Origin of the sequence: Halolamina rubra (genome assembly GCF_000739555.1) — an archaeon.
GTDB lineage: Archaea > Halobacteriota > Halobacteria > Halobacteriales > Haloferacaceae > Halolamina > Halolamina rubra.
Genome location: NZ_BBJN01000005.1, coordinates 22,357 through 43,931 on the forward strand (window position 1 = coordinate 22,357; position 21,575 = coordinate 43,931).

At 67.9% G+C, this 21,575-nt stretch carries 20 protein-coding genes and 2 pseudogenes; 10 read left to right on the forward strand and 12 right to left on the reverse strand.

Annotation, left to right across the window (positions count from 1 at the left end; all coding sequences use genetic code 11):
• The first annotated feature begins 41 nt into the window (after positions 1 to 41).
• Entirely contained in the window at positions 42 to 1,001 is a 960-nt protein-coding gene (locus ACP95_RS00920; protein WP_049979409.1) for an LLM class flavin-dependent oxidoreductase, read from the forward strand.
• Between the two features lie 24 nt (positions 1,002 to 1,025).
• Here the strand turns inward: ACP95_RS00920 and ACP95_RS00925 are convergent, their stop codons facing one another.
• The 8 genes and pseudogenes from ACP95_RS00925 to ACP95_RS15480 all read right to left on the reverse strand — a co-directional run.
• A complete protein-coding gene (locus tag ACP95_RS00925) occupies positions 1,026 to 2,765 on the reverse strand; it encodes a M28 family peptidase (protein ID WP_049979410.1) in 1,740 nt (579 codons plus the stop codon).
• A gap of 90 nt (positions 2,766 to 2,855) precedes the next feature.
• Positions 2,856 to 4,343, reverse strand: coding sequence for an amidase (locus tag ACP95_RS00930; RefSeq protein WP_049979411.1), 1,488 nt, complete (start codon positions 4,341 to 4,343; stop codon positions 2,856 to 2,858).
• Between the two features lie 116 nt (positions 4,344 to 4,459).
• A complete protein-coding gene (locus tag ACP95_RS00935) occupies positions 4,460 to 5,218 on the reverse strand; it encodes an aspartate/glutamate racemase family protein (protein ID WP_049979412.1) in 759 nt (252 codons plus the stop codon).
• Positions 5,218 to 7,011, reverse strand: coding sequence for a M28 family peptidase (locus ACP95_RS00940; protein WP_049979413.1), 1,794 nt, complete (start codon positions 7,009 to 7,011; stop codon positions 5,218 to 5,220). Before ACP95_RS00940 ends, ACP95_RS00935 begins: the two co-directional genes overlap by 1 nt.
• Before the next feature lie 547 nt (positions 7,012 to 7,558).
• The gene (locus ACP95_RS00945) at positions 7,559 to 8,878 is read right to left on the reverse strand and encodes a site-specific integrase (RefSeq protein WP_049979414.1); all 1,320 of its coding nucleotides are present in this window, start codon (positions 8,876 to 8,878) and stop codon (positions 7,559 to 7,561) included.
• Positions 8,879 to 9,602: 724 nt separating this feature from the next.
• Entirely contained in the window at positions 9,603 to 10,343 is a 741-nt protein-coding gene (locus ACP95_RS00950) for a hypothetical protein (RefSeq protein ID WP_154018401.1), read from the reverse strand.
• Positions 10,274 to 10,849, reverse strand: a complete 576-nt coding sequence (locus tag ACP95_RS15475) for a hypothetical protein (protein ID WP_154018402.1) — start codon at positions 10,847 to 10,849, stop codon at positions 10,274 to 10,276. The genes ACP95_RS00950 and ACP95_RS15475 overlap by 70 nt, the downstream gene beginning before the upstream one ends.
• 237 nt (positions 10,850 to 11,086) lie before the next feature.
• Positions 11,087 to 11,322 (reverse strand): annotated as a pseudogene (locus ACP95_RS15480) (IS5/IS1182 family transposase); the annotation flags it as partial.
• A gap of 260 nt (positions 11,323 to 11,582) precedes the next feature.
• Here ACP95_RS15480 and ACP95_RS00955 point away from each other — a divergent pair.
• The 4 genes from ACP95_RS00955 to ACP95_RS00970 all read left to right on the forward strand — a co-directional run bounded on the left by ACP95_RS00955 (position 11,583) and on the right by ACP95_RS00970 (position 15,374).
• On the forward strand, positions 11,583 to 13,493 hold the full coding sequence (locus ACP95_RS00955; protein WP_237560370.1) for an SLC13 family permease: 1,911 nt from the start codon (positions 11,583 to 11,585) through the stop codon (positions 13,491 to 13,493).
• A 152-nt stretch (positions 13,494 to 13,645) separates the two neighbouring features.
• Positions 13,646 to 14,287 carry a dienelactone hydrolase family protein gene (locus ACP95_RS00960; RefSeq protein ID WP_049979416.1) on the forward strand — a complete coding sequence of 214 codons (642 nt, stop codon included), beginning with the start codon at positions 13,646 to 13,648 and terminating at the stop codon, positions 14,285 to 14,287.
• Between the two features lie 71 nt (positions 14,288 to 14,358).
• Positions 14,359 to 14,934 (forward strand): DUF7342 family protein, encoded by a 576-nt coding sequence (locus tag ACP95_RS00965; RefSeq protein WP_049979417.1) that lies wholly within the window; start codon positions 14,359 to 14,361, stop codon positions 14,932 to 14,934.
• Positions 14,931 to 15,374, forward strand: a complete 444-nt coding sequence (locus tag ACP95_RS00970; RefSeq protein WP_049979418.1) for a hypothetical protein — start codon at positions 14,931 to 14,933, stop codon at positions 15,372 to 15,374. The genes ACP95_RS00965 and ACP95_RS00970 overlap by 4 nt, the downstream gene beginning before the upstream one ends.
• Positions 15,375 to 15,401: 27 nt before the next feature.
• On the opposite strand, the gene ACP95_RS00975 is transcribed toward ACP95_RS00970, so the two are convergent.
• Positions 15,402 to 15,794, reverse strand: coding sequence for a secondary thiamine-phosphate synthase enzyme YjbQ (locus tag ACP95_RS00975; RefSeq protein WP_049979419.1), 393 nt, complete (start codon positions 15,792 to 15,794; stop codon positions 15,402 to 15,404).
• A gap of 46 nt (positions 15,795 to 15,840) precedes the next feature.
• Positions 15,841 to 16,302 (reverse strand): pyridoxamine 5'-phosphate oxidase family protein, encoded by a 462-nt coding sequence (locus ACP95_RS00980; protein WP_049979420.1) that lies wholly within the window; start codon positions 16,300 to 16,302, stop codon positions 15,841 to 15,843.
• 135 nt (positions 16,303 to 16,437) lie between these two features.
• On the opposite strand from ACP95_RS00980, the gene ACP95_RS00985 reads away from it, so the two are divergent.
• Together ACP95_RS00985 and ACP95_RS16585 are read left to right on the forward strand one after the other, a co-directional pair.
• A complete protein-coding gene (locus ACP95_RS00985; RefSeq protein WP_049979421.1) occupies positions 16,438 to 17,229 on the forward strand; it encodes an MBL fold metallo-hydrolase in 792 nt (263 codons plus the stop codon).
• 112 nt (positions 17,230 to 17,341) lie between these two features.
• Positions 17,342 to 18,555, forward strand: a pseudogene (locus tag ACP95_RS16585) (CBS domain-containing protein).
• Positions 18,556 to 18,597: 42 nt separating this feature from the next.
• On the opposite strand, the gene ACP95_RS00995 reads toward ACP95_RS16585, so the two are convergent.
• Both ACP95_RS00995 and ACP95_RS01000 read right to left on the reverse strand, forming a co-directional pair.
• Positions 18,598 to 18,867 carry a hypothetical protein gene (locus ACP95_RS00995; protein ID WP_049979422.1) on the reverse strand — a complete coding sequence of 90 codons (270 nt, stop codon included), beginning with the start codon at positions 18,865 to 18,867 and terminating at the stop codon, positions 18,598 to 18,600.
• A 162-nt stretch (positions 18,868 to 19,029) separates the two neighbouring features.
• Entirely contained in the window at positions 19,030 to 19,659 is a 630-nt protein-coding gene (locus ACP95_RS01000) for a class I SAM-dependent methyltransferase (RefSeq protein ID WP_049979423.1), read from the reverse strand.
• A gap of 148 nt (positions 19,660 to 19,807) precedes the next feature.
• Between ACP95_RS01000 and ACP95_RS01005 the strand changes: the two genes are divergently transcribed.
• From ACP95_RS01005 to ACP95_RS01015, 3 genes are all read left to right on the forward strand, one after another.
• Entirely contained in the window at positions 19,808 to 20,230 is a 423-nt protein-coding gene (locus tag ACP95_RS01005; RefSeq protein ID WP_049979424.1) for a CBS domain-containing protein, read from the forward strand.
• A gap of 213 nt (positions 20,231 to 20,443) precedes the next feature.
• Positions 20,444 to 20,890 (forward strand): Hsp20/alpha crystallin family protein, encoded by a 447-nt coding sequence (locus tag ACP95_RS01010; RefSeq protein WP_049979425.1) that lies wholly within the window; start codon positions 20,444 to 20,446, stop codon positions 20,888 to 20,890.
• A gap of 41 nt (positions 20,891 to 20,931) precedes the next feature.
• Positions 20,932 to 21,567, forward strand: coding sequence for a phosphoribosyltransferase (locus tag ACP95_RS01015; RefSeq protein WP_049979426.1), 636 nt, complete (start codon positions 20,932 to 20,934; stop codon positions 21,565 to 21,567).
• Positions 21,568 to 21,575: the final 8 nt, after the last annotated feature.

Here is a 21,575-nt window from a genome sequence, read left to right on the forward strand (position 1 = left end):
CGGGGATAGCTCTTTACCCGTGGTCGAGGATGATTGAGGTGATGCGGTTCGCAGCCAACATCCCGACTGCCGCCGGCGCCTCGGAGTACTCCACGCTGGCGTTCTGTGACTCGATCTCCTGGGAGAAACAGCGCGCCTACGCCGAAACCGTCGAAGCCGCGGGGTTCGACGGGCTCGGCGTCCCCGACCACCTGCTCGCGGGCGACGACGCGACCACGGAGTGTTTCACGACGCTGACCGGGCTCGCTGTCGCGACCGACGAGGTGACGCTGTTCCCCAAAACCGTCAACAACGAGCTCCGCCACGGCCCCCTGCTGGCGAAGATGGCCGCCGACCTCGACAACGTCAGCGACGGCCGGCTGAAGCTCGGGATGGGCGCGGGCTGGAAGGCCGACGAGGCGCTCGCGTACGGCTACGACTGGCCGGACGCGCCCGAGCGACTGCGCGCGATGGAGGAGACGATCGAGCTCACGAAGCGCCTCTGGACCGAGGACGACGTCGACTACGACGGCGACTACTACCAGCTCGACGGTGCGACCTGCCGCCCGCGACCGCGGCAGGACCCGCGGCCGCCGATCATGGTCGGCGGGGGCGGCGAGGAGTTCACGCTCCGCATCGCCGCCAAGCACGCCGACGAGTGGAACTACTGGGGGCCGACCGAGGTGATGGAGCACAAGCTCGACGTGCTGCGATCCCACTGCGAGACGTACGACACCGCGTTCGACGAGATCGACGTGTCGTGGTTCGCGCGGTGTATCGTCCGGGAGACCGAGGCCGAAGTCGAGGCGATCCTCGACGAGGTGCCGCGCTTCCGCGATCCGGACCCCGACGACCCGATGGCGTCGTACAACAACCTGATCGGCACGCCCGACCAGCTGATCGCCGAGCTCGAGCCCTACGCCGACCTCGGCGTCGACGAGGTCGTGCTGGAGTTCGTCGACTTCCCCGAGGCGACCGGTGTGGAGCTGTTCGCCGAGGAGGTCGTCCCGGCGTTCCGCTGAGCACCCCGATCGACGGCCTGCGGTTCAGGCCCGCCGGTCGAGGAACGCCTCGACGGTATCGGCCGCCTCCTCGACGTTGTGCGCGAGCTTCGAGACGCCGCGGACGGCTTTCGTCCGGGCGAAGCCGGCTCGGGGGCCAGTTTTGTCCGGGAGCGTCTCGGCGACCCGGAGGTACGGGAGCAGTTCGTGGGGCAGCGCCGGGTCGTGCTCGTGCGCCGGCGACTCCATGTACAGCGCCGGGATGAGCAGGTTGCCGAGCCGGACCTGTACGTCCTCGACGCCCGTCGCGACGCCGTCGTCGTCGACGCCCTCGGCCACTGCGGCGAACGAGTCCAGCGCGGCGTCGAGGCGGTCGAGCCGGTCGTACACCGGCGAGAAGTCGACCTCGCCCGCGGCCGCGTCGTCGATCTGCTCGACGAGCGCGCGGATCTCCGCGGCCGTCTCCCGGTAGTCGTGGGGGAGCACCGGCGAGTTCGAGAGCCGCGAGACGATGGCCGTGTACAGCCGGGCCTCCTCGGCCATCAGGTCGAAGTCGATCTTGTCCCGGGTGTCCTCGGGGGTGTGCCACCACCAGCCGCCGCCGACGGGGCCGGCGTCCTCGTGGTCGGCGCTGAACCGCGCGCCCGAGAGCAGCGAGGAGAGCCCGGCACCCCAGAACGACTGGTCGGAGTTCCGGCCCGGCCGGCTGCCGCCGCCGAGCAGGCCGCCCTCGTCCCGCGCCGTCTCCATCGGGAGCGGGCCGTCCGCGAGCACGTCGAGATGTTCGTCGCCGACCTCGGCCATGTGCTGGGCCCAGAGGTGGTCGGCGCCGTCGAGGCCGTTCAGGTCGATGTGGATGTAGGCGACGCCGTTCTCGCGGAGGTCGAGCCAGTTCCGGTCGGCGTAGCGCGCGCTCCCGGCGTAGCGACCCATCGAGTGGCCGGGCCAGAACCCGACGACGATCCCGCGTTTCGGCGGGTGCTCGGCGAACACGCGGGCCAGCTCCATCGACGTGGCGACGGCCGAGGCGTTGTCGGTGACGCCCTCGTGCCAGGAGTCGATGTGGTTGCCGACGACGGTGTAGCGGTCGCTCTCGGTGCCCTCGATCCGCGCGACGGGACACGGCAGTTCCCGCTGCTCGGTCCGGGCCTGCGTCTCGACGGTCACCGCCACGTCGTCGCCCGCGAGTCGCTCCGCCAGCCACGCGCCGTCGCGCTGGTGGATCTCCGCGACTGGGAGGTCCGGGAGCTCGTCCACGTCGTCCACCGACGGCGAGCCCCAGATGGGGGAGGCGATCATCTCGTGCAGTTGGCCCTCGGTCGGCGACTGGAACACCGCGGCCTGCGCGCCGGCCTCGTCGATGGCCCGCACGGCGCCGGGGGTCGGGAGCCCCTCCGTGAACACGATCTTCCCGGAGAGGTCGGGCAGGTCGGTCGCGCTGTGCCCGACCGCGTCGACGGCGACGAGCTCGCCGCTGACGCCGCCGGGGGGCGTGCTCGCGCTGAACGCGGTGGTGATCGCGTCCTCGAACACCTCCCGGACAGGGCTCGTGACCGTCACCGTCGCGGACACCGGGACGCTCGTGTACGCCTCGACCGTCTGTAGTTCTACGTCGACGCCGTCGGCGCCGAGTTCGTCGACGATGTACTCCGCCGCCTCCCACTGGTCGTCCGTCCCGGGATACCGCCGCAGGTCGGCCAGCGCGTCGATGTGGGCCTCCAGCGCGCTCCGGTCGATCTCGCCGACGAGTCCGTCTTCCGTCGTTCTGTCGACTGTGTCAATCACACCCACAACGAGGGAACTATCGCAATAAGCGTGACGGGGGTGGCGGTCGTGAACCGGGAGAAAACGCGCCGTGAACGTCGATCGCGCCGCCTACCGATCGACCGCCTCCCAGATCGCCGCCGCCCGGAGCGCGGTCGCGTCGGCGCCACGCGGCGCGACGAACTGGAGGCCGACCGGCAGGCCGTCGTTCGTTCCACAGGGCACCGAGACGGCGGGGTTGCCGGTGAGGTTGAACGGGCCCGTCGTCCGGACCGCCTCGTCGAGCGTGCTGTCCTCGAGGTAGCTCTCGCCCTCCCAGGTGGGCGCGACCATCGGCGTCGTCGGCCCGGCGAGCACGTCGACGCCGTCGAGCGCCTCGGCGACGCCGGCGGTTACCAGCTCCCGGGCGCGCTGGGCTCTCGCGTAGTACTCGGGGCCGTCGCCCGCGAGCAGGTGCTGGCCGTAGAGGAACGCGTCCGCGGGGTAGTCGCCGAGCTCGTCGGACCGCTCCGCGAGCGCCTCGTCGACCGCCGCCGCGAACGCCGGGTCGGTGACCGAGCGCTGCCAGAAGTTGGTCCCGTTCCGCTCGACGTAGGCGGCGACCTCCGTCATCGCGATCGCCCACCACGCCGGGATGGCGTACTCGAAGTTGGGGATCGACAGCTCGCGCACGGTCGCGCCGGCGGCCGCGAGGTCGTCGACGGCCGCCCGAACCGTCTCGTCGACGGCGGTGTCACCGCCGAACAGCTCCTCGGCCACGCCGACAGTGAGCGTCTCGGCCGCGTCGGCGTCGACGCCCGCGACCGCGTCGGTGTAGCGCTCCGGGCTCGCCCCCGCGGTGGCGGCGTCCCGTGGGTCCGGCCCGGCGATCGCCTCGAGCGTCCGGGCGGCCTCCCCGACCGTACCCGCGAGCACGCCGATCTCGTCGTTGAGCTTCGAGAACTGGACGAACCCCGTCAGCGGGACGAGCCCCCGGCTGGGTTTCAGGCCGACGACGCCGCAGAACGAGGCGGGGAACCGGACGGAGCCGCCGGTGTCGCTCCCCAGCGCCACGTCCGCGAGCCCGTCCGCGACGGCGACGCCGCTGCCGGCGGAGGAGCCGCCGGGCTGGTGGTCGGCGTCGTGGGGGTTGCGCGCCAGCCGGAACCGCATCGTCGCGGCGTCGCCGCCGAGCGCGAACTCGTCCATGTTCGCCTTGCCGACGATCCGCCCGCCGGCGTCGAGGATCCGGTCGACGACCGTCGCGTCCTCGGCAGGCACGTGCGCCTCGAACAGCGGCGACCCGCAGGTCATCGGCAGCCCCGCGACCGCGATGTTGTCCTTGACGGCGACGGTCAGCCCCGCCAGCGGGCCGTCGTCGGTTCGCTGCAGGTCACACCGGGCGAGAAACGCCGCGTTCGGGTCGTCGCCCTCCTCCGGCTCCCAGTGCTCCCGGTCGGGCGCCGTCGGCGCCTCGAGGTCGTCGAGCTCGGCGATCAGGTCGTCCTGTGCCGCCATCGCGGCCGCCTGTTCCGCCGGGTCGAACCGGTCCGGATCGAGCCGTGCTCGTCGGGCGTAGTCGCCGATCTCGTCGGCCGTCACGCTCGGGTCGTCGTCCATGCGGGAACCACGCGACCGACCCGACAAATAGCTTCGCCGGGGGTGGCGGCGATGGTGCGGGACCGTGGCAGCCGCGAGTCAGTTCTCAGAGCGGCACGGCTGACCGTCGCCGTGCCTCAGTCGTCGTCGCTCGCGGCGACGCCCTCCCCCAACAGGTCGCCGAGCTTCTCGAACTTCGGCTCGGGGTACGTTTCGGGGCTCTGGGCGACGCCGTGGCGGGCCCAGGTAGCCGCCGTCTCCAGCGCGAGGCTCGCCGGGTCGAGGAACGGCACGCCGACGCGCTCCTCGATCTCGTCGTGGCGCTGGGCGAAGGAGAGGCTCATACAGCCCGGGAACAGCGCCTCGGCGCCGTCCTCCTCGACCGCGGCTTTCCCCTCCCGGACCATGCGCTCGACGAGGTCGTCGTCGCCGTGGTCGATCGACTCGACGGGGGCGTCGACGGACCGGACGCTCACGCAGCGCTCCGAGAGGTGGTGCTCGTGGGCCTGCTCGTGGCTCATCGGGATCGTCTCGTCGAGGATGGTGAGCCAGGTGAACCGGTCGGCGACCATCGCGGCCGTGTGGATCGTCGTCTCCGCGGGGCCGACGACGGGGATGTCGAGCAGTTCACGCAGCCCCCGGATCCCGGGGTCGCCGAAGCAGCCGATGACGAGCGCGTCGTACTCCGACTGGATCCGGTGGGCGGTCTTCATCGAGCCGACGGTGCACCAGAGCTCCTCGACGGCGCTCTCGATGCTCGTGGGGCCCGGGCCCTCGGCCTCGACGACAGTCACCTCGACGTGGTCGGGCGTGAGCTCGTTCGCCACGCGCTCGCGGCGCTCCTTCTCGTCGCTCGGGAGGCCGACGCCGGGGACGAGGTAGCAGACGGCGACCATCAGGCACCACCCCCCGTGGCGTCCGCGACGATGGAACGCGCCCGCTTCAGTTCGCCGACGACCGTGTTCTGCTCACGTTTGAGCTGGGTCTCGACGAACTTCGCCTCGTCGCCGTCGACGATTTCGAACTTCCGGGCGACCGAGAAGCGCGGGAACGGCTCCCGGCTCGTCGCGGGGTCCTGCTCGAACTGGCCGCGCTCGACCAGGTAGAGCCGGGTGAGCACGCGCGAGAGCGATGTGATCGCGTCGTTCGCGGTCGCGGCGTCGATCTCGCCGTCCCGCGCGGCCCGCTGGAACGACGCGATCTCGTCCTCGAGCGTGTCGAGGCGGTCCAGCGTCGGCGAGAAGTCGAAGCGATCGCCCGCGGCGTCGTCGTAGCGCTCGACCGCCTCACGGAGCTTCGCGGAGTTGCGGGCGTGGTCGAACGGCAGCACGTCCGCGTTCAGCACGCGGGCGACCGAGACGACGTACAGCCGGATGTCCCGCAGGAGCTCGTCCTTCCCGGCCTTGTCGAGCGTGTCGGTCGAGACGTGCCAGGCGTCGGAGTTGCCGCCGCAGCCGCCGACGCCGTGGTAGCCGCGCTCCTCGCGGATCTCCGCGGGGATGTTCGAGGAGAGCATGAAGAACCCGGTGATGCCGAGGTTGTCGAAGGAGTAGTCGCCCGCGCGGAACGGGAAGTGCTCCTCGTACGGCGCGCCGGTCACGTCGTCGATGGCGTCGCCGACGAGTTCGTGGGCCTCCGGGGTCCAGCAGGTCATGTCCGTGTACTCGGTCGCGTCCTTCGCACCGGGGCTGTCCATGTTCACCTGCGCGACGCAGTGCTCGGCCAGCTCCCCCGCGAACTGATCGGCGTACCACGTCGACCCGGCGTAGCGCCCCGTCGAGTGCCCCGGCCACCAGGCGACCCGGAGGTTGCGCTGCAGGTCCTCGCTGTGCTGGTCGAACACCCGAGCGGCCTCCAACAGACCGGCGTCGCCGGTGGCGTTGTCGGTGATCCCGACGTACCAGGAGTCGTAGTGACCGTGCAGCAGGAGGAAGTCGTCGTTCTGGGGGTCGGCCTCGCCCTCGATCTCGGCGACGACGACGGGGCACTCCATCCAGTCGGTCGTGAGGTCGGTCGAGAGCTCGAGCTCCAGTCCCTCGTCGCTCTCGGCCCACTCCATCAGCGTCTCGCCGTCGGGCTCGTTGACGTTCGCGATCGGCACGTCCGGGATCTTCTCGCGTTCGTCGTACCGGGGCGCGCCGCCCCAGATCGGGGTCGCGATCCCGTTGTGGGGCTCGCGGTCGTGTTTGTGGATCGCGATGACGCCGATGGCGCCCTTCTCCGAGAGCTTGCTCACCGCGCGGATCGAGAGGCTGCCGGCTTTCGTGAGTGCGATCTTCCCGGAGAGATCGCCCACGTCGTGGTACGGCTCCCGCGGGTCGTCGTCGTCGGCGAGCAGGTCGCCGCCGGCGCTGCCGACGTACTCGACGGGGCCGGAGACCGTCGTCGACGCCGAGAACGAGACGGTCTTGACGGGGCCGGGCTCGAACTCCTTGGTGAGCGTCTCGATCGTCGCGCCGTGTGGTTGGCTGATGTACAGTTCGGGCTCGTGGCGCTCGTAGGCGACGCCGTTGGCGTCGAGGCGGTCGCTGACGTAGTCCGCGGCCGCGGCCTCGTCGGCGCTGCCGGAGACGCGGTTCAGTTCGGCGAACTCCTCCAACAGCTCCCACGGCTCGTCGAGCGATACTTCGTCGTGCAGGCGCCGCTCGAGACCGTCGAGGGCGTCCCTGTCGGTTGTCGGCTGGCTCATGTGGCTCGCGTTCGCGGGAACGGACGGAGCCAGTATAAACATTGGTAACCGTCAACACGGAGGGAGGCGGCCGAGACTCTCGACGCCAGAGCGCGGCGAAACGGGGGATGGGTTAACGGCGCCGCTACCCCGGCAGCTACCGTACCTGTGGTAGCTGTGGCAGCTACGGTAACTGAAGTAGCTAAGGTAGCTGAGGTAGCTGAGGTAGTTGCGGTAGTTACGGTACCTACGGGAGGCGATCCTCGTCCCCCGGCAGCTACCGCACCTGTGGTAGCTGTAGTAGCTACTGCACCCAAGCTAGCTGAGGCAGCTAAGGTAGCTGAGGTAGGTAGGGCATCTACCGTAGGTAGGTTACGTGCGGTAGTTGGAGCAGGTGGAGCAGTTGCGGTACTGCCCGCACCCGCGGTACCTACGGTAGTTGGAGCAGGTAAGGTAGCTAAGGTGGCTAAGGTAGCTAAGGCAGCCGAGGCAACGAAGTTGACGAAGGTAGATGAGGCAACTCGATCACCGTAGCCGGCGATCCCGGGATCACCGAGTACTCGCGTGATCAGGCGCGGTCGGCGTTCGAGGACTCCCGAACGCGGCCGTCCGTGTTCGAGAGCGCTTCCGTCGCCATGTCCGCGCGTTCGGCGGCCTCGATGTGCTGGTACGCCTGTCGGACCTGCTCCTCGCTGTTGTCGAGATACCGCGCGGCGGCGGCGTAGCCGAACTCCCGGACCATCACCTCGCCCATCCCGCGGCGGCCGCCGTGGGGGGCGAGGTAGTCGTGGCGGTCGTCGTCGACGGCGATCTCGGCGTCCGCACACAGTCGCTGCAGCACCCGGCGCGCGCCGTTCGGTTTCAGCGCCGGCGGGGCGTCGAGGTCGAACTCGGCGGCGACGAGGAGATCCGGCTTCGCGTCGCGCTGTCTGTCGATCTCCGCGTCCGAGAGCCCCCGTTCCCGGAGCCCGGCACGCACGTGGCGAGCCAGCGTCGGGCGGTGGAGCGTCGTGAACACCGGCCACTCCGCGGGCGCGTCGAGCAGCTGGCGGTATCGCCGCAGCGGTCCCAGCACGGGATCCGGGAGGGAGGCCTCGTCCCACTGCTGTTTCTTCCGGTAGACGGTGACGTTGTTGTCCGCGAAGGAGACGTCCGCCCAGCGGACACCGTTCCGTCCCGGCCGGTCGTCGTCGGCCGCGTTGAGGAACTCGGCGGCCCGGAGCCCCGTGTAGCAGAGCACGTACGCGAGCGCCCGCTCGCGGCAGCGCTTGTACGCGCGGAACCGCGCGGCGGCCTTCTCCCGGACGGCGTCGCTCTCGAGGTCGCCGCGTTCCTCGGCCGGCACCTCGACGGCACCGAGATCGTCGATGGCCGTCGACGCCCGCTCGTCGACGAACCGGGTGAGCTGGTCGCGCTGCTCCGGCGACCACGCCTGCTGGTCGCCGGGGCGTCGCCCGGTTCCCTCCGGCAGCGGGTCCTCGGCGTCGGACTCCCGGGCGTAGTGGCGCGGCACGTACCCCTGGGCGTCGGCCCAGCCACACCAGGAGGCGACGTAGGCGTAGTAGGTGAGGACGGTGCTGTTGGAGAACCCCGAGACGACGAGGTAGCGTGCGTAGTCGCCGAACACCGTCGAGTCGAGGTCGGAGAACCGCACGTCTCGGGCCTCACTCCCGGGGTTCGCGTCCCGAACGATCCCCTCCCACGCGTCGGCGGGCGACGCGTTCGCCGGGTCGGGCGTGTTCCCGCGACACCAGCGCAGGAACCGGTTCAGCTCCCGCTCGGCGTCGCGGCGGTAGGCGCCGTCGCTGCCGCCCTCACCCTTCCCCTTGTCGGTGAGGAACGTCGGGAACGTGCTGGCGATCGGCGTCGACGCGTCGCGGGCGCTCATCGTTCCCTCGAAAGCGACTGTATCGCCGGGTTCGCGGGCTGTCGAGGGGTGGAAGAGGGGTTGCGCATCGTTTGGTGCTGGGGGTTGTTCGGGGGGACGGGGGCACTCACCAAAGAACTTACGCACGCTTAGTGAGTTAAGCGTGCGTAACGGTTCGCAGGCGATTTGTCCCGTCAGTCACAGCCTACCCGGCGATATTCACACTACTGGGGCCTCTAGGTCACGATTTCCGAATCGGGACATGTCTATAAAGCCTATTGCGCGATATCTTCTGCACTGGTGGAAGGTGAGCGATTCCTTCGGATAGAGAGTGTCCCCTTCCGTTTACCGGGGCTCCTCGCGTACCCGTTGAGAGCTCGAAACTGACGCCGAGAAACGCGGTCCGAAACTGATCGTATCGCCGCTAACTGGCCGGGCAACTCGACGGCGACGGCCGTTTGAGGCTCGAGCTCGGAAGGAGCCGGGTTAAGTTAGACCCGGGTGACGTTCAAGCTGGAAGGCGAGTCGGGCTGAGTCCTGCTGAATACAGGACGCGAATGCAGCAGGAAAAGGGAATACCCTAATCGAACCCCATGGTTCCCGAGGCCGATTTTTGCCGGTAAGGGTATACGAGGTGATTTGACGAAGTCTCCGCTTCTAAGGACGCTATCTGAAAATAAATACGGCTCTTTCACCCGCGGGAAACGTAGAAGAATGAGAGAGGTCTTGGAGACTGACCTGCTAATTACGGGGTGAACCAGTCGTCATAGGTGGAATCCAGTGAGAGCGTATCTTCGGTGCTGTCACTCCCGTAATAGTTGTTGAAGTCCGGGTACGGTCCAGTGATCGTCTCTTGCTCATCCGGGGGATTGAACTCGGTATCGGGGACGACAATGATATTCGGTACGTCGCTCTCGTTCCACGTTCCTTCAACAGTACCACCACCGATCTCACTTTGAACAACGTCATCCTGGATCGTGCCCAGGTCGATCGTTGTCCCTTGACTCTTGTTCTGCATGTAGGGGTCGTAGACCTCGAAGAGCGCGTTATCCGCTGCCACGTCTGGGCGTGGCGAGGTCGTGGGTGGACTGACCGATCCCGAGGTGATCTCCACACTCAGCGTGGCGGTGTTACCCTGGGTGAAATTGTCGGTGTCGAAGAGCACAACGTCAAGGGTCCCCGAACCGACTTCGTCGGTCACCTCGACCTTTTCATTTCCGCCTGCCGTGTGGTTGCGGGTGAGTGTGAGTTCCCACTCGACGGCGTTGTCCAACATTCGCTCGATGTGAATGTCGTGACTGTCGCCGGCCCTGTGGACCCGAGACGTGAACTCCATGTCGATGGTCTGGAGTTCGTCGTCGAGGTAGGTCTCAGAAATGGTGGCACGCATTCCGAAGTCGTTGTAGTCGAAGTCACCTATTCTGTCCCTGTCCTCGTAACCGATGTACGAATCCGCGGGCAATTCCACCTCCTCCAGTTCCTCCACGCAGAACTGAAGGTTGCTGATGGCGGCTGTCTGGCCGCTGGGACCCACCAACCCGGGCTCAACGATTGACTGGGATCCGGATCGGTCGCGGTGACACAGTCTTTGCCGCCATAGGCCATGACTTTGAGCGCGCCGTAGCCAGCGGCGACGCTCCACTCCACCTCAATCGGCTCACAGCGCTCTCCATCTTTCGACGTGAAGCTATCGATTGTGATGAGATCAGTATCTGTCTCCTCCTCGAAGTAACAGTCGTCGTTCCCGTCAGAGTCCGTCTCGATAACGAAATTGAACTTGACGTAGGTGCTGCCCTCCGGACACTCGAAGTCCTTGAAACAGGGGGGGCCGCCAGCCGTGGCCAGTCCTGACATCCCCGCAATGCCAGCTCCTACAGCCGCACCTTTGAGTACTGTTCGTCGATCTATATCCAGTCCGCTATTCTGTTCTTTTTCGTTCGACATAGTTGTCGTGGTTGGCGCGATCGAGGACTGCTCATTCGCCTCCTCCATCAACCAACTACGAGGGGCACAAGCACGCCGTGTTGATTTTGTTATAACGTGTCTGAGATATCCAAACTGGCTGTAATCTTGTCTTACCTACCAGTCTGTCATCCTACAGTCGTCGATAACCACGAAATTGGAATAAAACCGGTAGCTAATCATGTTGTATGTGCTGTATTCTCCGTCTGTATTCAACAGCCCTTCCTCTCGGCAACACGGACAGTCGCACTCCTCGTGTGAAATAGCGAGGCGTCGATCCAAATTGTGAACGATGCACTTGAAAACGAGTTCGCGGAACTGCTTCCATCAGAGACTTGATCGGACAAATGCACCGAATTTCTGTTTGATCGCCGGGTTGACTGTCTCGTTCGTGCTCCGCTGTGGTAGAGATCGCTGTCCAACCGAGCATTCCACGCCTTGTGGAGGGGTGTGAACTCACGGTGCTCGATGAGTGGCCGAATATCGTGGGCACGGGCGAGCAAACCGTTCAACAAATCGAAGAAGCCGTGACTTCGGGGGAGCATCCATCTCCCCTCCAGCTACTCACCTAATGTGTTTGTCAGTAAGGGTTTCAAGAAGGTCAATATTTCTGTCCGTGTTGGCCGAAGACCGGGGGTGTAGAGGGCCGAACCGTAGTATTATGTCGCCCTCACGGGAAGTTACGTACCGTCGATTCGTGACGACCGTACCCGACGAACCAGTCCTGGCACCGCTTGCACTCCTCCAGCAGTTTCCCGTGCAACTGCCGGTCTCCGTCGACGTACTCGTGGTTCTTGCGGTCGTCTGCGTCGCGCTCACCCTGTTCATCTTCCAGCCGGTTTCGATCGACACCACCGCGATAGCCCTGATGGTCGTGTTGATTCTGCTCGGTCCGTGGACGGGTGTCACCCCCGAGGAAGGCGTCTCGGGCTTCTCGAACCCTGCGACCATCACCGTGCTGGCGATGTTCATCCTCAGCGAGGGGGTGCGACAGACCGGCGTCATCCAGATACTCACACTGAAAATAGAGTCGTTCGCGGGCGACAGCGAGTTCCGCCAACTCCTCGCGACGGTCGGGCTAGCGGGCCCGTCGGCGGGTTTCGTCAACAACACACCCATCGTCGCAGTACTCATCCCCGCCGTCACGAGCCTCGCCCGAAAGACCGGGACCTCGCCGTCGAAGCTGCTGATCCCCCTCTCCTTCGCCGCGATGCTGGGCGGGATGCTCACCGTGATCGGCACGTCGACGAACCTGCTCGCGAGCCAGATCTGGGCGCAGGTCGGTGGCCCGACCGCAGAACCGTTCTCGCTGTTCGAGTTCACGCAGCTCGGCGCCGTCGTGCTCGCTGTCGGCACACTGTACCTCCTGACGGTCGGTCGGTATCTCACGCCGGCCCGAATCGCGGCCGAGGGGACTCCCACGGACCAGTTCGGCATGGCCGACTACTTGACCGACGTCGTCGTCCACGAGAACTCCGACCTCGTCGGGTCGCAGGTGCGAGAGGTGCGACGCGGCGATCTCGATCTGGACGTGTTCCAGATCATGCGCAACGGCCGCAGCATCGTTCGCGGTCTTTCCAGCGAGCGGATCCGCGCCGGCGACGTCCTCTCGGTCAGAGCGAGCCAGGAGACGCTCGAACAGGTCATCGGGGACGAACACCTCGATTTCCTGCCGGAACTCCTCGACGCCGCAGCGGACGGGGACGAACTGCTCCCCGAAGGGTTCGTGGCCGAAGACCACGCGTGGAACCGGCCGCCGTCCACACCCAACTCGGCCACGAACGACGCCGAGGGGCCGGAAACGGCGGCGGAGTCCAAGGACGAGGTTTCGCTCACGGAGATCGTGTTGCTCCCCGGAACGTGGTTGAACAGACGAAACGGGGTCGCGGGATTCGAGCGAAACTACGACGCGACCGTGCTTGCCGTCCGCCGGGGGAACGAGGTGATTCGTCAGCGCCTCCGGGACGTGCGCCTACAGGGCGGTGACGTGTTACTTGTCCAGACGAGCGACGACGTCCTCGACCGACTCCGGGACGACAGCAATATCGTCGTCTCCAGTGACAGACGCTGGGAGGATTTCGACCGGACACGGATTCCGATCGCACTGGGCATCGTCGCCGGCGTCGTGGGACTGGCCGCGCTCGAGTACCTCCCGATCATGGTCAGCGCGCTCGCCGGCGTCGTCGCGATGCTCTTTTCGGGTATCCTCCGCCCCGCGGATGCCTACGAGGCCGTCGATTGGGACGTCATTTTCCTGCTCGCTGGCGTCATTCCCCTGGGGATCGCGTTCGAGGCCTCCGGGACGGCGGATCTGATCGCGTCGGGCATCGCCGCCGAGGGCACCGTGCTGCCGCCGCTCGCGATGCTCGCTGCGTTCTACCTGGGGACCGCGATCATCACGGAGATGATGAGCAACAACGCCAGTATCGTCCTGATGCTCCCCATCGCCGTGGAGGTCGCTGGTCAACTCGGTGTCAACGCCTTCGCGTTCGCCCTCGCGGTGACGTTCGCCGCCAGCACGCCCCTGCTCAGTCCCGTCGGCTACCAGACGAACCTCATGGTCTACGGGCCCGGTGGGTACAAGTTCACCGACTTCGCGCGCGTCGGAGCGCCGCTCCAGCTCGTCCTGACCGTCGTCACGACGGCTGGCATCGCGTTCTTCTGGGGGCTGTGACGACACCGGGATTCACGACCTACTGCGCTGATAGGCGTATGAGCGTCCTACTGGCCAGGTATCACCACCACCGACAGCCACAGCGACGACCGTCTCCGCCCAGTCGAGAGCTGGTAACAAGGTTCACAGTTGCTGGCGCCGTCACGCCGCGTATGGCCGACCCCGCACGCGAAGCCGTCACCATCCCGGTCGACGGCGTGGAACTGGAGGGCGATCTCGCCGTCCCGGAGGGAGCGAACGGCCTAGTCGCCTTCGCACACGGCAGCGGCAGCAGCCGGAAGAGCCCGCGCAACACGTTCGTCGCCGACGTGCTCGGCGAGCACGGCCTGGGGACGCTCCTGTTCGACCTGCTCACGGAGGCCGAGGACCGCGAGTACGAGACCCGCTTCGACGTCGACCTCCTCACGGAGCGACTGCTCGCGGCGACTGACTGGCTCCGCGAGGACGAGCGAACCCGGGATCTGACTCTCGGCTACTTCGGCTCCAGCACCGGCGCGGCGGCCGCGCTCCGCGCCGCCGCGGATCGCGGCGACGGCGTCGGCGCCGTCGTCTCCCGCGGCGGGCGGGTCGATCTCGCGGCCGACCGGTTGGCCGACGTGACCGCACCCACGCTGTTCCTCGTCGGCGGCGCCGATACGCAGGTTCTCGAACTCAACCGGGACGCCCTCGAGCAGCTCTCGTGCACGAAGGAGCTGACCGTGATCGAGGGCGCCGGCCACCTGTTCGAGGGCGAGGGCGAACTCGAAGCGGTCGCCGAGCACGCCGCCGAGTGGTTCGAGACGTATCTGTCCTGAAGACACGAGCCAGAGATACGGATTATTCCGTCCGGACAAGATTTATTTCGTTCAGCCTCGAAACCCGGTGCATGGAGGAACCACGCCCGGACCGCCGCGCCGACACCGAGGAGCGCGACGTGCCGCCAGCGTTCGACGCCCTCACCGACCCGTCGGAGCTCGTCCGCGGAGATCGAACCCGGGACGACTTCCTCGACGCTGTCCTCGGGCTCACGGAGCCGGCGACGGTGAGCGAGGTCGCCGACTTGGCCGGCCACGGTGTCGACGCCGCCCGGGAGTACTTGGCGTGGTTCGAACGGATGGGGATCGTCACGCGGGTCACGGAGTCGCCGACGACGTACCGGCGGAACCAGTCCTACCTGAACTGGCGGCGCGTCCAGCGACTCCGAGACGAGTACACGCCCGAGGAGCTGATCGAGTTCATCGATCGGGAGACCGACCGTATCGACGCGTACGTCGAGGGGTACGACGCCGACTCGCCCGACGAGGTCTCCCCGTCGACGGCGGCCAGCGGCGCCGACCGAACCGTCGAGTCGGTCTGGTCGGACCTCTCCGAGTGGCGCACCGCTCGGCGAAACGTGCGGTTGCTCGAACGGGCACTCGCTTCCGAGGAGAGCGGGGCGGCTGACAGAGAAGCTGCCGTATGACTGCCGGTGGCGATGGCCCGGATCCGTCGTCGGGCGCGCCGCTCGACGCCGATCGGCTCGGCGTGATCTACGACCGACTCAGTACCGACGAACGGTTCGCCGCGGTCGAGGAGCAGCCGGCGTACGCGCCGGAGCGTCTGGTCTGCCGCTACAGTTCCCGGTTCTACCCTGAGTCGGTTCGGGAGGCTCGCTTGGAGATCGTCTGGTACGACAACGGGGACTTCACGCTTCACTACCACGAGGAGCACGAGGACGGCACGTTCGACCATCGGTGGGACAGACACCCGTCCGACCACAACGAACGCGATCACGTTCATCCCGGACCGGACGCACCGACTCCGGCGGAGGACACGTCCCATCCAGCTGACTGGCGGGACGCCCTCGCCGACGTGCTCGCCGAGATCGAGGACCGACAGCGGTCGTTCTGGGAACAGAAGTAGAGCCCGTACTCCGGTTCGAGCACGTCGCTACCTCGACGCCACCGCCACGTCCAGCGACCGCGTCCGCGGGCCGTCGCACTCGACGAACAGGATCGACTGCCACGTCCCGAGGTCGAGCGAGCCGTCGACGACCGGGACCGAGACGCTCTCGCCGAGGAGCATCGCCCGCAGGTGGGCGGCGGCGTTGTCGTCGAGCTCGTCGTGGGCGTACCCCTCGCCGCGCGGGGCGAGCGCGTCGAGCCAGCCGTCGAGATCCGACAGCAGCCGCGATTCGTTCTCGTTGACGACGACGCCCGCCGTGGTGTGCGGCACGAACACGGTACAGACGCCGCGATCGACTCCGTCGGGGATCGCCGCCGCCACCTCTCCGGTCACGTCGACGACGTCGGTGCGCTCGGTCGTCTCGACCTGCAGGGACATACGGGTTAGTACGGCCGCCGTGGGGAAAGAGCCTGCTGCGGTCCAATCACGCGGACGACGTGGATCGACCCGTCATCGTCTCGATCTCGAGCTCGAAGATCGTGATATCGATCTCCTCGATCGACTCGTCGAACACGCGGATCGGGGTGAACTCGTGGTTGATCGTCGCCGTATCGAACCGGTCGCGCTCCGCCTCGGGAACCTCGCTGAGCTGGCCGGTGACGACGACGCTCCAGGAGTCGAGCTCCCGCGGGTCGTCGGTCGCCTCGGCGCCGTAGAGCACGTAACAGGCCGTCCCGGTCGCCTCCAGGAACTCCCGTTTCTTGCTGCCCGCCGTCGTTCCGAGACGGAAGTAGAGCCGCCCGTCGTCGTAGAGATGCGCCAGCGGGATCGCGTACGCGTCGTTCTGGTTCGCGAGGGAGAGCACGCCGGACTCGGCCGTCCGCAGCCGTTTCTCGACGTCGGCGTCGGCCATCCCCTGCGTGTACGCGTACTCGACGTGTTCCATACTGTTCCTACGCCAACACGAGGGATAAGCGTATCCCGGCTCGGGGGCTGGCCCGCCACTGCTGGGAGCGAACTGCGAGGACGGGCCGCCGTGGCAGCGGGAAAGCTATTGGCCCGGGGGCGCTCACGGACGGTAATGGACGTTCGCGTTCGCGGAACCGCGCAGGACGGCGGGGTGCCGCATCTCGGCTGCGGCTGCTCGCGCTGCGCTCGGGCCCGCGAGGACCCGACGGCCGTGCGCTATCCGGCGGCGCTGCGCGTCGACGCCGGCGAGTCGCTGCTGGTCGACGCGTCGATGGACATCCGCCACCAGATCGTCGGCGGTGTCGACGGCGTCGTCCTCACGCACGCCCATCTCGGCCACCTGCCCGGGCTGTTGCAGTTCGGCCGGGAGGTTCTCGACGCCGACCGGCTCCCCGTCTACTGCACGCCCGAACTCGCCGAGTTCGTCCGGACGAACCAGCCGTTCGCGGCGCTGGTGGCCGACGAGAACGTCTCGCTCCGGCCCGTGGACGCCGACGCGTCGATCGAGCTCCCCGAGGGCGAGATCCGCCCGTTCCGGGTCACCCACCGCGACGAGTTCGGTACCGGGACGCTCGGGCTCGAACTCCGCGGGCGACGGACGCTGGTGTACGTCCCCGACATCGACGCGTGGGACGACCGAACGGTCGCGCGGATCGACGCCGCCGACGTGGCCGTCCTCGACGGCACGTTCTGGGCGACCGACGAGATCCCCCGCCAAGCCGACGTGCCCCACCCGCCGGTTCGGGCGGCGCTGGATCGGCTCCCCCTCGCCGGGACGGACGTGTACTTCACCCACCTCAACCACACGAACCCATTACTCGACGACGGGTCGGCCGCGTACGCGACCCTGGCCGACGCCGGTGCGGGCGTCGTCGACCCCGGGCAGCGGTTCGACCTCGGGTAGTTCGGGGACTCGGTCGCTGGGGCCGGCGATAGGTGGCGTCGTCGACGTTCGAACGGCAGGTTCGCCGGAGTACGCTCCGACTACCAATCTCCGCGGAGCCCCATCCACCACCATGGACATCGCATCGATCGTCACCGAGGACTACGTCTCCTTCTCGCCGGACACCACCGTCTCGAAGCTCGTCGGCGCCTTCGACGACCCGTCGGTGAAGGGCGTCGTCGTCGACGGCGACGAGTTCGAGGGCGTCGTCACCCGGAAACAGCTCGCAACCTCCCACCACCCGCCCGACGAGAAGATCGGGTCGCTGGTCTGGCACGTCCCGCGGCTCGCGCCCGACGAGGACGTGCGGAAGGTGGCCCAGCTGATGATCGACAGCGACGCGCCGCTCCTCCCGGTGTTCCGGGGGAGCGACCTGGCCGGCGTCGTCACGGTCGACGGCCTGCTCGAGGCGGTCCAGCCGTACCTCGACGCCGCGACCGTCGCCGAGGCCCACACCAGCGATCTCGTCACGCTCGACCCGGAATCGACGTTCGGCGAGGCGCTGCACGTCCTGCGGGAGCACCGCATCAGCCACCTCCCGGTCGTCGAGGACGGGTCAGCGGTCGCATCCTCAGCCTCCACGACGTGATCGACGTGACGGTCCGCCCGGAGCGCGGGAGCCAGGGCGGCCACCCGAGCGGCACCGACGCCTTCGGCGGCGACATGTCCGCCGGGAGCGGGCGGTCCCACGGCGGTTTCGGCGCCCGCGAGGGTGAACTGGCCCGGATGCTCGACCTGCCGGTCCGGGACGTGATGACCTCGCCGGTGCGGACGATCGAGCCCGACGAGACGCTCGAGACGGCGGTCTCGGAGATGTTCGAGGTCGGCGCCTCCTCGCTCGTCGTCACCGAGGACGGCGACCCGTTCGGGATCGTCACCAAGACCGACGTGCTCGACTCGCTCACCTGGGAGGCCGGCGGGAGCCGGTCCGTCCAGTTGTACGGCGCCGACCTGATCGACGACGTCCAGTACGACGACATCGTCGCCATGGTCGACCGGTTCGACGACCGCGACGGCGGGATGCGGGTGCTCGACGCCCGGATCCACTTCCACAAACACGACGAGAAGTTCCGCGGGACGCCGCTGCTGCTGGCTCGGGTCCGCCTGCACACCGACCGCGGGCTGTACATCGCCTCCGGCGAGGGGTACGGCGCGAGACACGCGCTCAACGAGGCCCGGGACGTGCTCGAACGCCGGATCCGCGACCGGAAGACGTACGGCCGGAGCAAGAAACACCCGGACGAGGAGTACTGGGAGAAACGCTTCGGCTCGCTGCTCGAGGAGTGATCGGCCGCTCCGCGCGACCCGCGGTAGCCGTTCGTGAGCCGGCTACTCGTTCAGTTTCTCGACGATCCGCTTCGCCGCCGACCGGGCGTCGGACTTCCCGACGGACTCGGGGATCAGCACCGACTGGACGTCCCAGTCGTGGCTCCCCTTCCGGTGACCCGTCCGGACTTTGCTCCCCGTCTCGATCTCCTCGGCGACCTCGGCCGCCCAGTCTGGGGTGCGGATCTCGCTGAACTCGTCCGGGTCGCGGAACCGGACGTGGTAGTACTCGTCCTCCAGTTCGACCGTCTTCGGCTCCGGGATCTGCGCCATACCGGTGCTTGCCCCTCGAGCGACATTGTTACCCGGCGGCCGTTGGCTCCAGATCGCCGGTCACTAGGGGGCGAACCGTCGGTCGCCGATCGGCGGGATGTTCGGGAGAGGTGCCGACGAGCGCGACCCGACGCCCGGTCGATTCCCGCCGGCCAGCCCTGGCTATCCGCTCGCCTTGATGCCGACGAACGATCCGTCGCCGTACCCCGACTCGATCGGTTCGGGATCGTCGGTCTCCCCCGGCCAGTCGTAGATCGTCTGGACGAACTCGAACTCGGTGAACCCCGCCGCCTCGAGCGCGTCGACGAGCTCCTCGGTCGAGACGAACGTCGCGTCCCGGTAGAACGGGCTCTCGTCCTGATGCTCCTGATACAGCTCCCCGACCGGGCTCTCCTTGTCGATGTAGCCGATCACGAGGCTCCCGTCGGGGCGGAGCACCCGGCGCGCCTCGGCGAGCGTCCGCGGGATGTCGTCGACGAAGCAGATCGTCGTCACGAGCAGCGCCGTGTCGAACGCGCCGTCCCGGAACGGGAGCGACTCGGCGACGCCCCGCACGGCGTCGACGCCGCGCTCGCGGGCCCGATCGAGCATCCGGCGCGAGGGGTCGACGCCGACGCCGATCCCGAGCGGCGCCGCGAACCGCCCGCTCCCGACGCCGATCTCCACCCCGTCGCCCGCCGACGGCACGAGGCGGCGGAGCGCCGCCAGTTCCGCGTCGTACGCCGCCTCGTTCTCCTCGAACCACGCCTCGTACTCGGCGGTGTGTGCCTCGAACGGCGCTGTGTTGGGCATAGCCGGATCTACGATCCCCAGCGACACGAACCTTCGGTCGGCGTCGCCGTCGACGCCGCGCAACGGGCGAGTAGGACGGGCTTACCCCCACGCGAGGCCGTGAATCGTGTCCATACTCTTCCGGGCGCCGACCGAACGGGGAAGCGCTATGCCTGTCGCAGATATCGCACGCACGGACGTGATGACCGCGAGCCGCGACCAGTCGGCCGGGAACCTCGCGACGGTGATGAAGACGGAGAACGTGGGGAGCGTGATCATCGAGACCGACGACGAGCCGGTCGGGATCGTCACCGACCGCGACCTCGTGCTCGAGGTGCTCGAGCCCCGTGCGGACCCCACGACCATGACCGCCGAGGAGATCATGACCGAGACGCCGGTGACGGTCGACGGCGATCGGGGCGTGTTCGACGCGATCCGCACGCTCCACGAGAGCTCGGTGCGACGGCTGCCGGTCGTCGACGACGACGGAGCAGTCGCGGGGATCGTCACGCTCGACGACCTCGTGGTGATGCTCTCGGACGAACTCGACAGCCTGGGCGACATCATCGAGGCCGAGTCGCCGCCGTACTGAGGCCGCCGAGGGTCAGCCAGCCCAGCTACCACATCTACCTCAGTTGCCTTAGCTACCTTAGCTGAGGTAGCTTGCACAGCCGGGAACCGTTCAGAGCGAGTGAGTCCCAGCGACGGAGCAACCGAGGCGACGTGTTGGGCTGATAACCACCTGCGGTCATCAAGCCCACCGGCTATCCCGCTCGTCGTCGTCAAACTTCCCGGAGGCCGACGAATGAGCACACGTAGCAACCCCTTCGAGGAGGTCGAACAGTTCTTCGAGCGCATGGCCCGGCAGTTCGACGAGTCGTCGCGAACGTGGGCGGCCGACGGCCCGTTCGGCCGCTTCGGCGGCGAGTTCACGGAGATGGCCACGGACGTGGTCGAACACGACGACGAGTTCGTCGTGAGCGTCGACCTGCCGGGGTACGAGAAGCGCGACGTCGACGTGCGGGTCGCCGACCACACGCTCCACGTCGAGGCCGAGCACGAGGAGTCCACCGAGTCTGAGGACGGGGAGTACCTGCGCCAGGAACGACGGCACGAGTCGCTCCGGCGGTCGATCCGCCTCCCGGAGGAGGTGGAGAAGGAGGGCGTGAACGCACGGATGACCAACGGCGTCCTGACGATCACGATCCCGAAAGCGGAGGTGCGGGAGGCGCGGACGATCGAGGTCCAGTGAGTCGGCGACCAGGGTCGAGCCCGCTGCGAGCTGGTTGTGCCATGTTCCGCGACAGAACCGACGCCGGCCGGCAGTTGGCCGCCCGCCTCCGGGAGCACGACGTGGCGGCGGACGTCGTGCTCGCGATCCCCCGCGGCGGGCTCCCGGTCGGCCGCGCGGTCGCCGACAGCCTCGGCGTGCCACTGGACGTGGTCGCCGCGCGAAAGCTCGGCGCGCCGGGCAACCCGGAGCTGGCGATCGGCGCGGTCGCAAGCGACGGGACGGTGTGGCTGAACGAGTCGCTGATCGACGACCTCGGCGTCGGCGAGGCGTACGTCGACGAGCAGGTCGAGCGCGAACGCGCCGCCGCGGCGGCGAAAGTCGAACGCTACCGCGGCGAGCGGCCGGCGCTCGATCTGACGGGGAAACGCGTGGTCGTCGTCGACGACGGCGTCGCCACGGGGGCGACGACGACCGCCTGTCTGCGGCAGGTCCGGAACGCCGGCGCCGAGTCCGTGGTGCTCGCCGTCCCGGTCGCCCCGCCGGATACGGTCGAGCGACTCCGGGGCGAGGCCGACGCGGTGATCGCCGTCGAGGTCCCCTCACGGTTCTACGCGGTCGGCCAGTTCTACGACTCCTTCGAGCAGGTCGCTGACGAACGAGCGATGACGTATCTCGCCGGTGATCGCGAGGAGTGACCCCGCGA

Excerpts from the sequence above, each read along its gene's own strand:
- ACP95_RS15475 (WP_154018402.1), bottom strand. The coding sequence starts at position 10,849 with ATGGAGGAGGCGAATGAGCAGTCCTCGATCGCGCCAACCACGACAACT.
- ACP95_RS00930 (WP_049979411.1), bottom strand. The coding sequence starts at position 4,343 with ATGGACGACGACCCGAGCGTGACGGCCGACGAGATCGGCGACTACGCC.
- ACP95_RS00940 (WP_049979413.1), bottom strand. The coding sequence starts at position 7,011 with ATGAGCCAGCCGACAACCGACAGGGACGCCCTCGACGGTCTCGAGCGG.
- ACP95_RS00980 (WP_049979420.1), bottom strand. The coding sequence starts at position 16,302 with ATGGAACACGTCGAGTACGCGTACACGCAGGGGATGGCCGACGCCGAC.
- ACP95_RS00945 (WP_049979414.1), bottom strand. The coding sequence starts at position 8,878 with ATGAGCGCCCGCGACGCGTCGACGCCGATCGCCAGCACGTTCCCGACG.
- ACP95_RS00995 (WP_049979422.1), bottom strand. The coding sequence starts at position 18,867 with ATGGCGCAGATCCCGGAGCCGAAGACGGTCGAACTGGAGGACGAGTAC.
- ACP95_RS00965 (WP_049979417.1), top strand. The coding sequence starts at position 14,359 with ATGGAGGAACCACGCCCGGACCGCCGCGCCGACACCGAGGAGCGCGAC.
- ACP95_RS01015 (WP_049979426.1), top strand. The coding sequence starts at position 20,932 with ATGTTCCGCGACAGAACCGACGCCGGCCGGCAGTTGGCCGCCCGCCTC.
- ACP95_RS00920 (WP_049979409.1), top strand. The coding sequence starts at position 42 with ATGCGGTTCGCAGCCAACATCCCGACTGCCGCCGGCGCCTCGGAGTAC.
- ACP95_RS00985 (WP_049979421.1), top strand. The coding sequence starts at position 16,438 with ATGGACGTTCGCGTTCGCGGAACCGCGCAGGACGGCGGGGTGCCGCAT.
- ACP95_RS00975 (WP_049979419.1), bottom strand. The coding sequence starts at position 15,794 with ATGTCCCTGCAGGTCGAGACGACCGAGCGCACCGACGTCGTCGACGTG.
- ACP95_RS01010 (WP_049979425.1), top strand. The coding sequence starts at position 20,444 with ATGAGCACACGTAGCAACCCCTTCGAGGAGGTCGAACAGTTCTTCGAG.
- ACP95_RS01005 (WP_049979424.1), top strand. The coding sequence starts at position 19,808 with ATGCCTGTCGCAGATATCGCACGCACGGACGTGATGACCGCGAGCCGC.
- ACP95_RS00960 (WP_049979416.1), top strand. The coding sequence starts at position 13,646 with ATGGCCGACCCCGCACGCGAAGCCGTCACCATCCCGGTCGACGGCGTG.
- ACP95_RS00935 (WP_049979412.1), bottom strand. The coding sequence starts at position 5,218 with ATGGTCGCCGTCTGCTACCTCGTCCCCGGCGTCGGCCTCCCGAGCGAC.
- ACP95_RS01000 (WP_049979423.1), bottom strand. The coding sequence starts at position 19,659 with ATGCCCAACACAGCGCCGTTCGAGGCACACACCGCCGAGTACGAGGCG.
- ACP95_RS00970 (WP_049979418.1), top strand. The coding sequence starts at position 14,931 with ATGACTGCCGGTGGCGATGGCCCGGATCCGTCGTCGGGCGCGCCGCTC.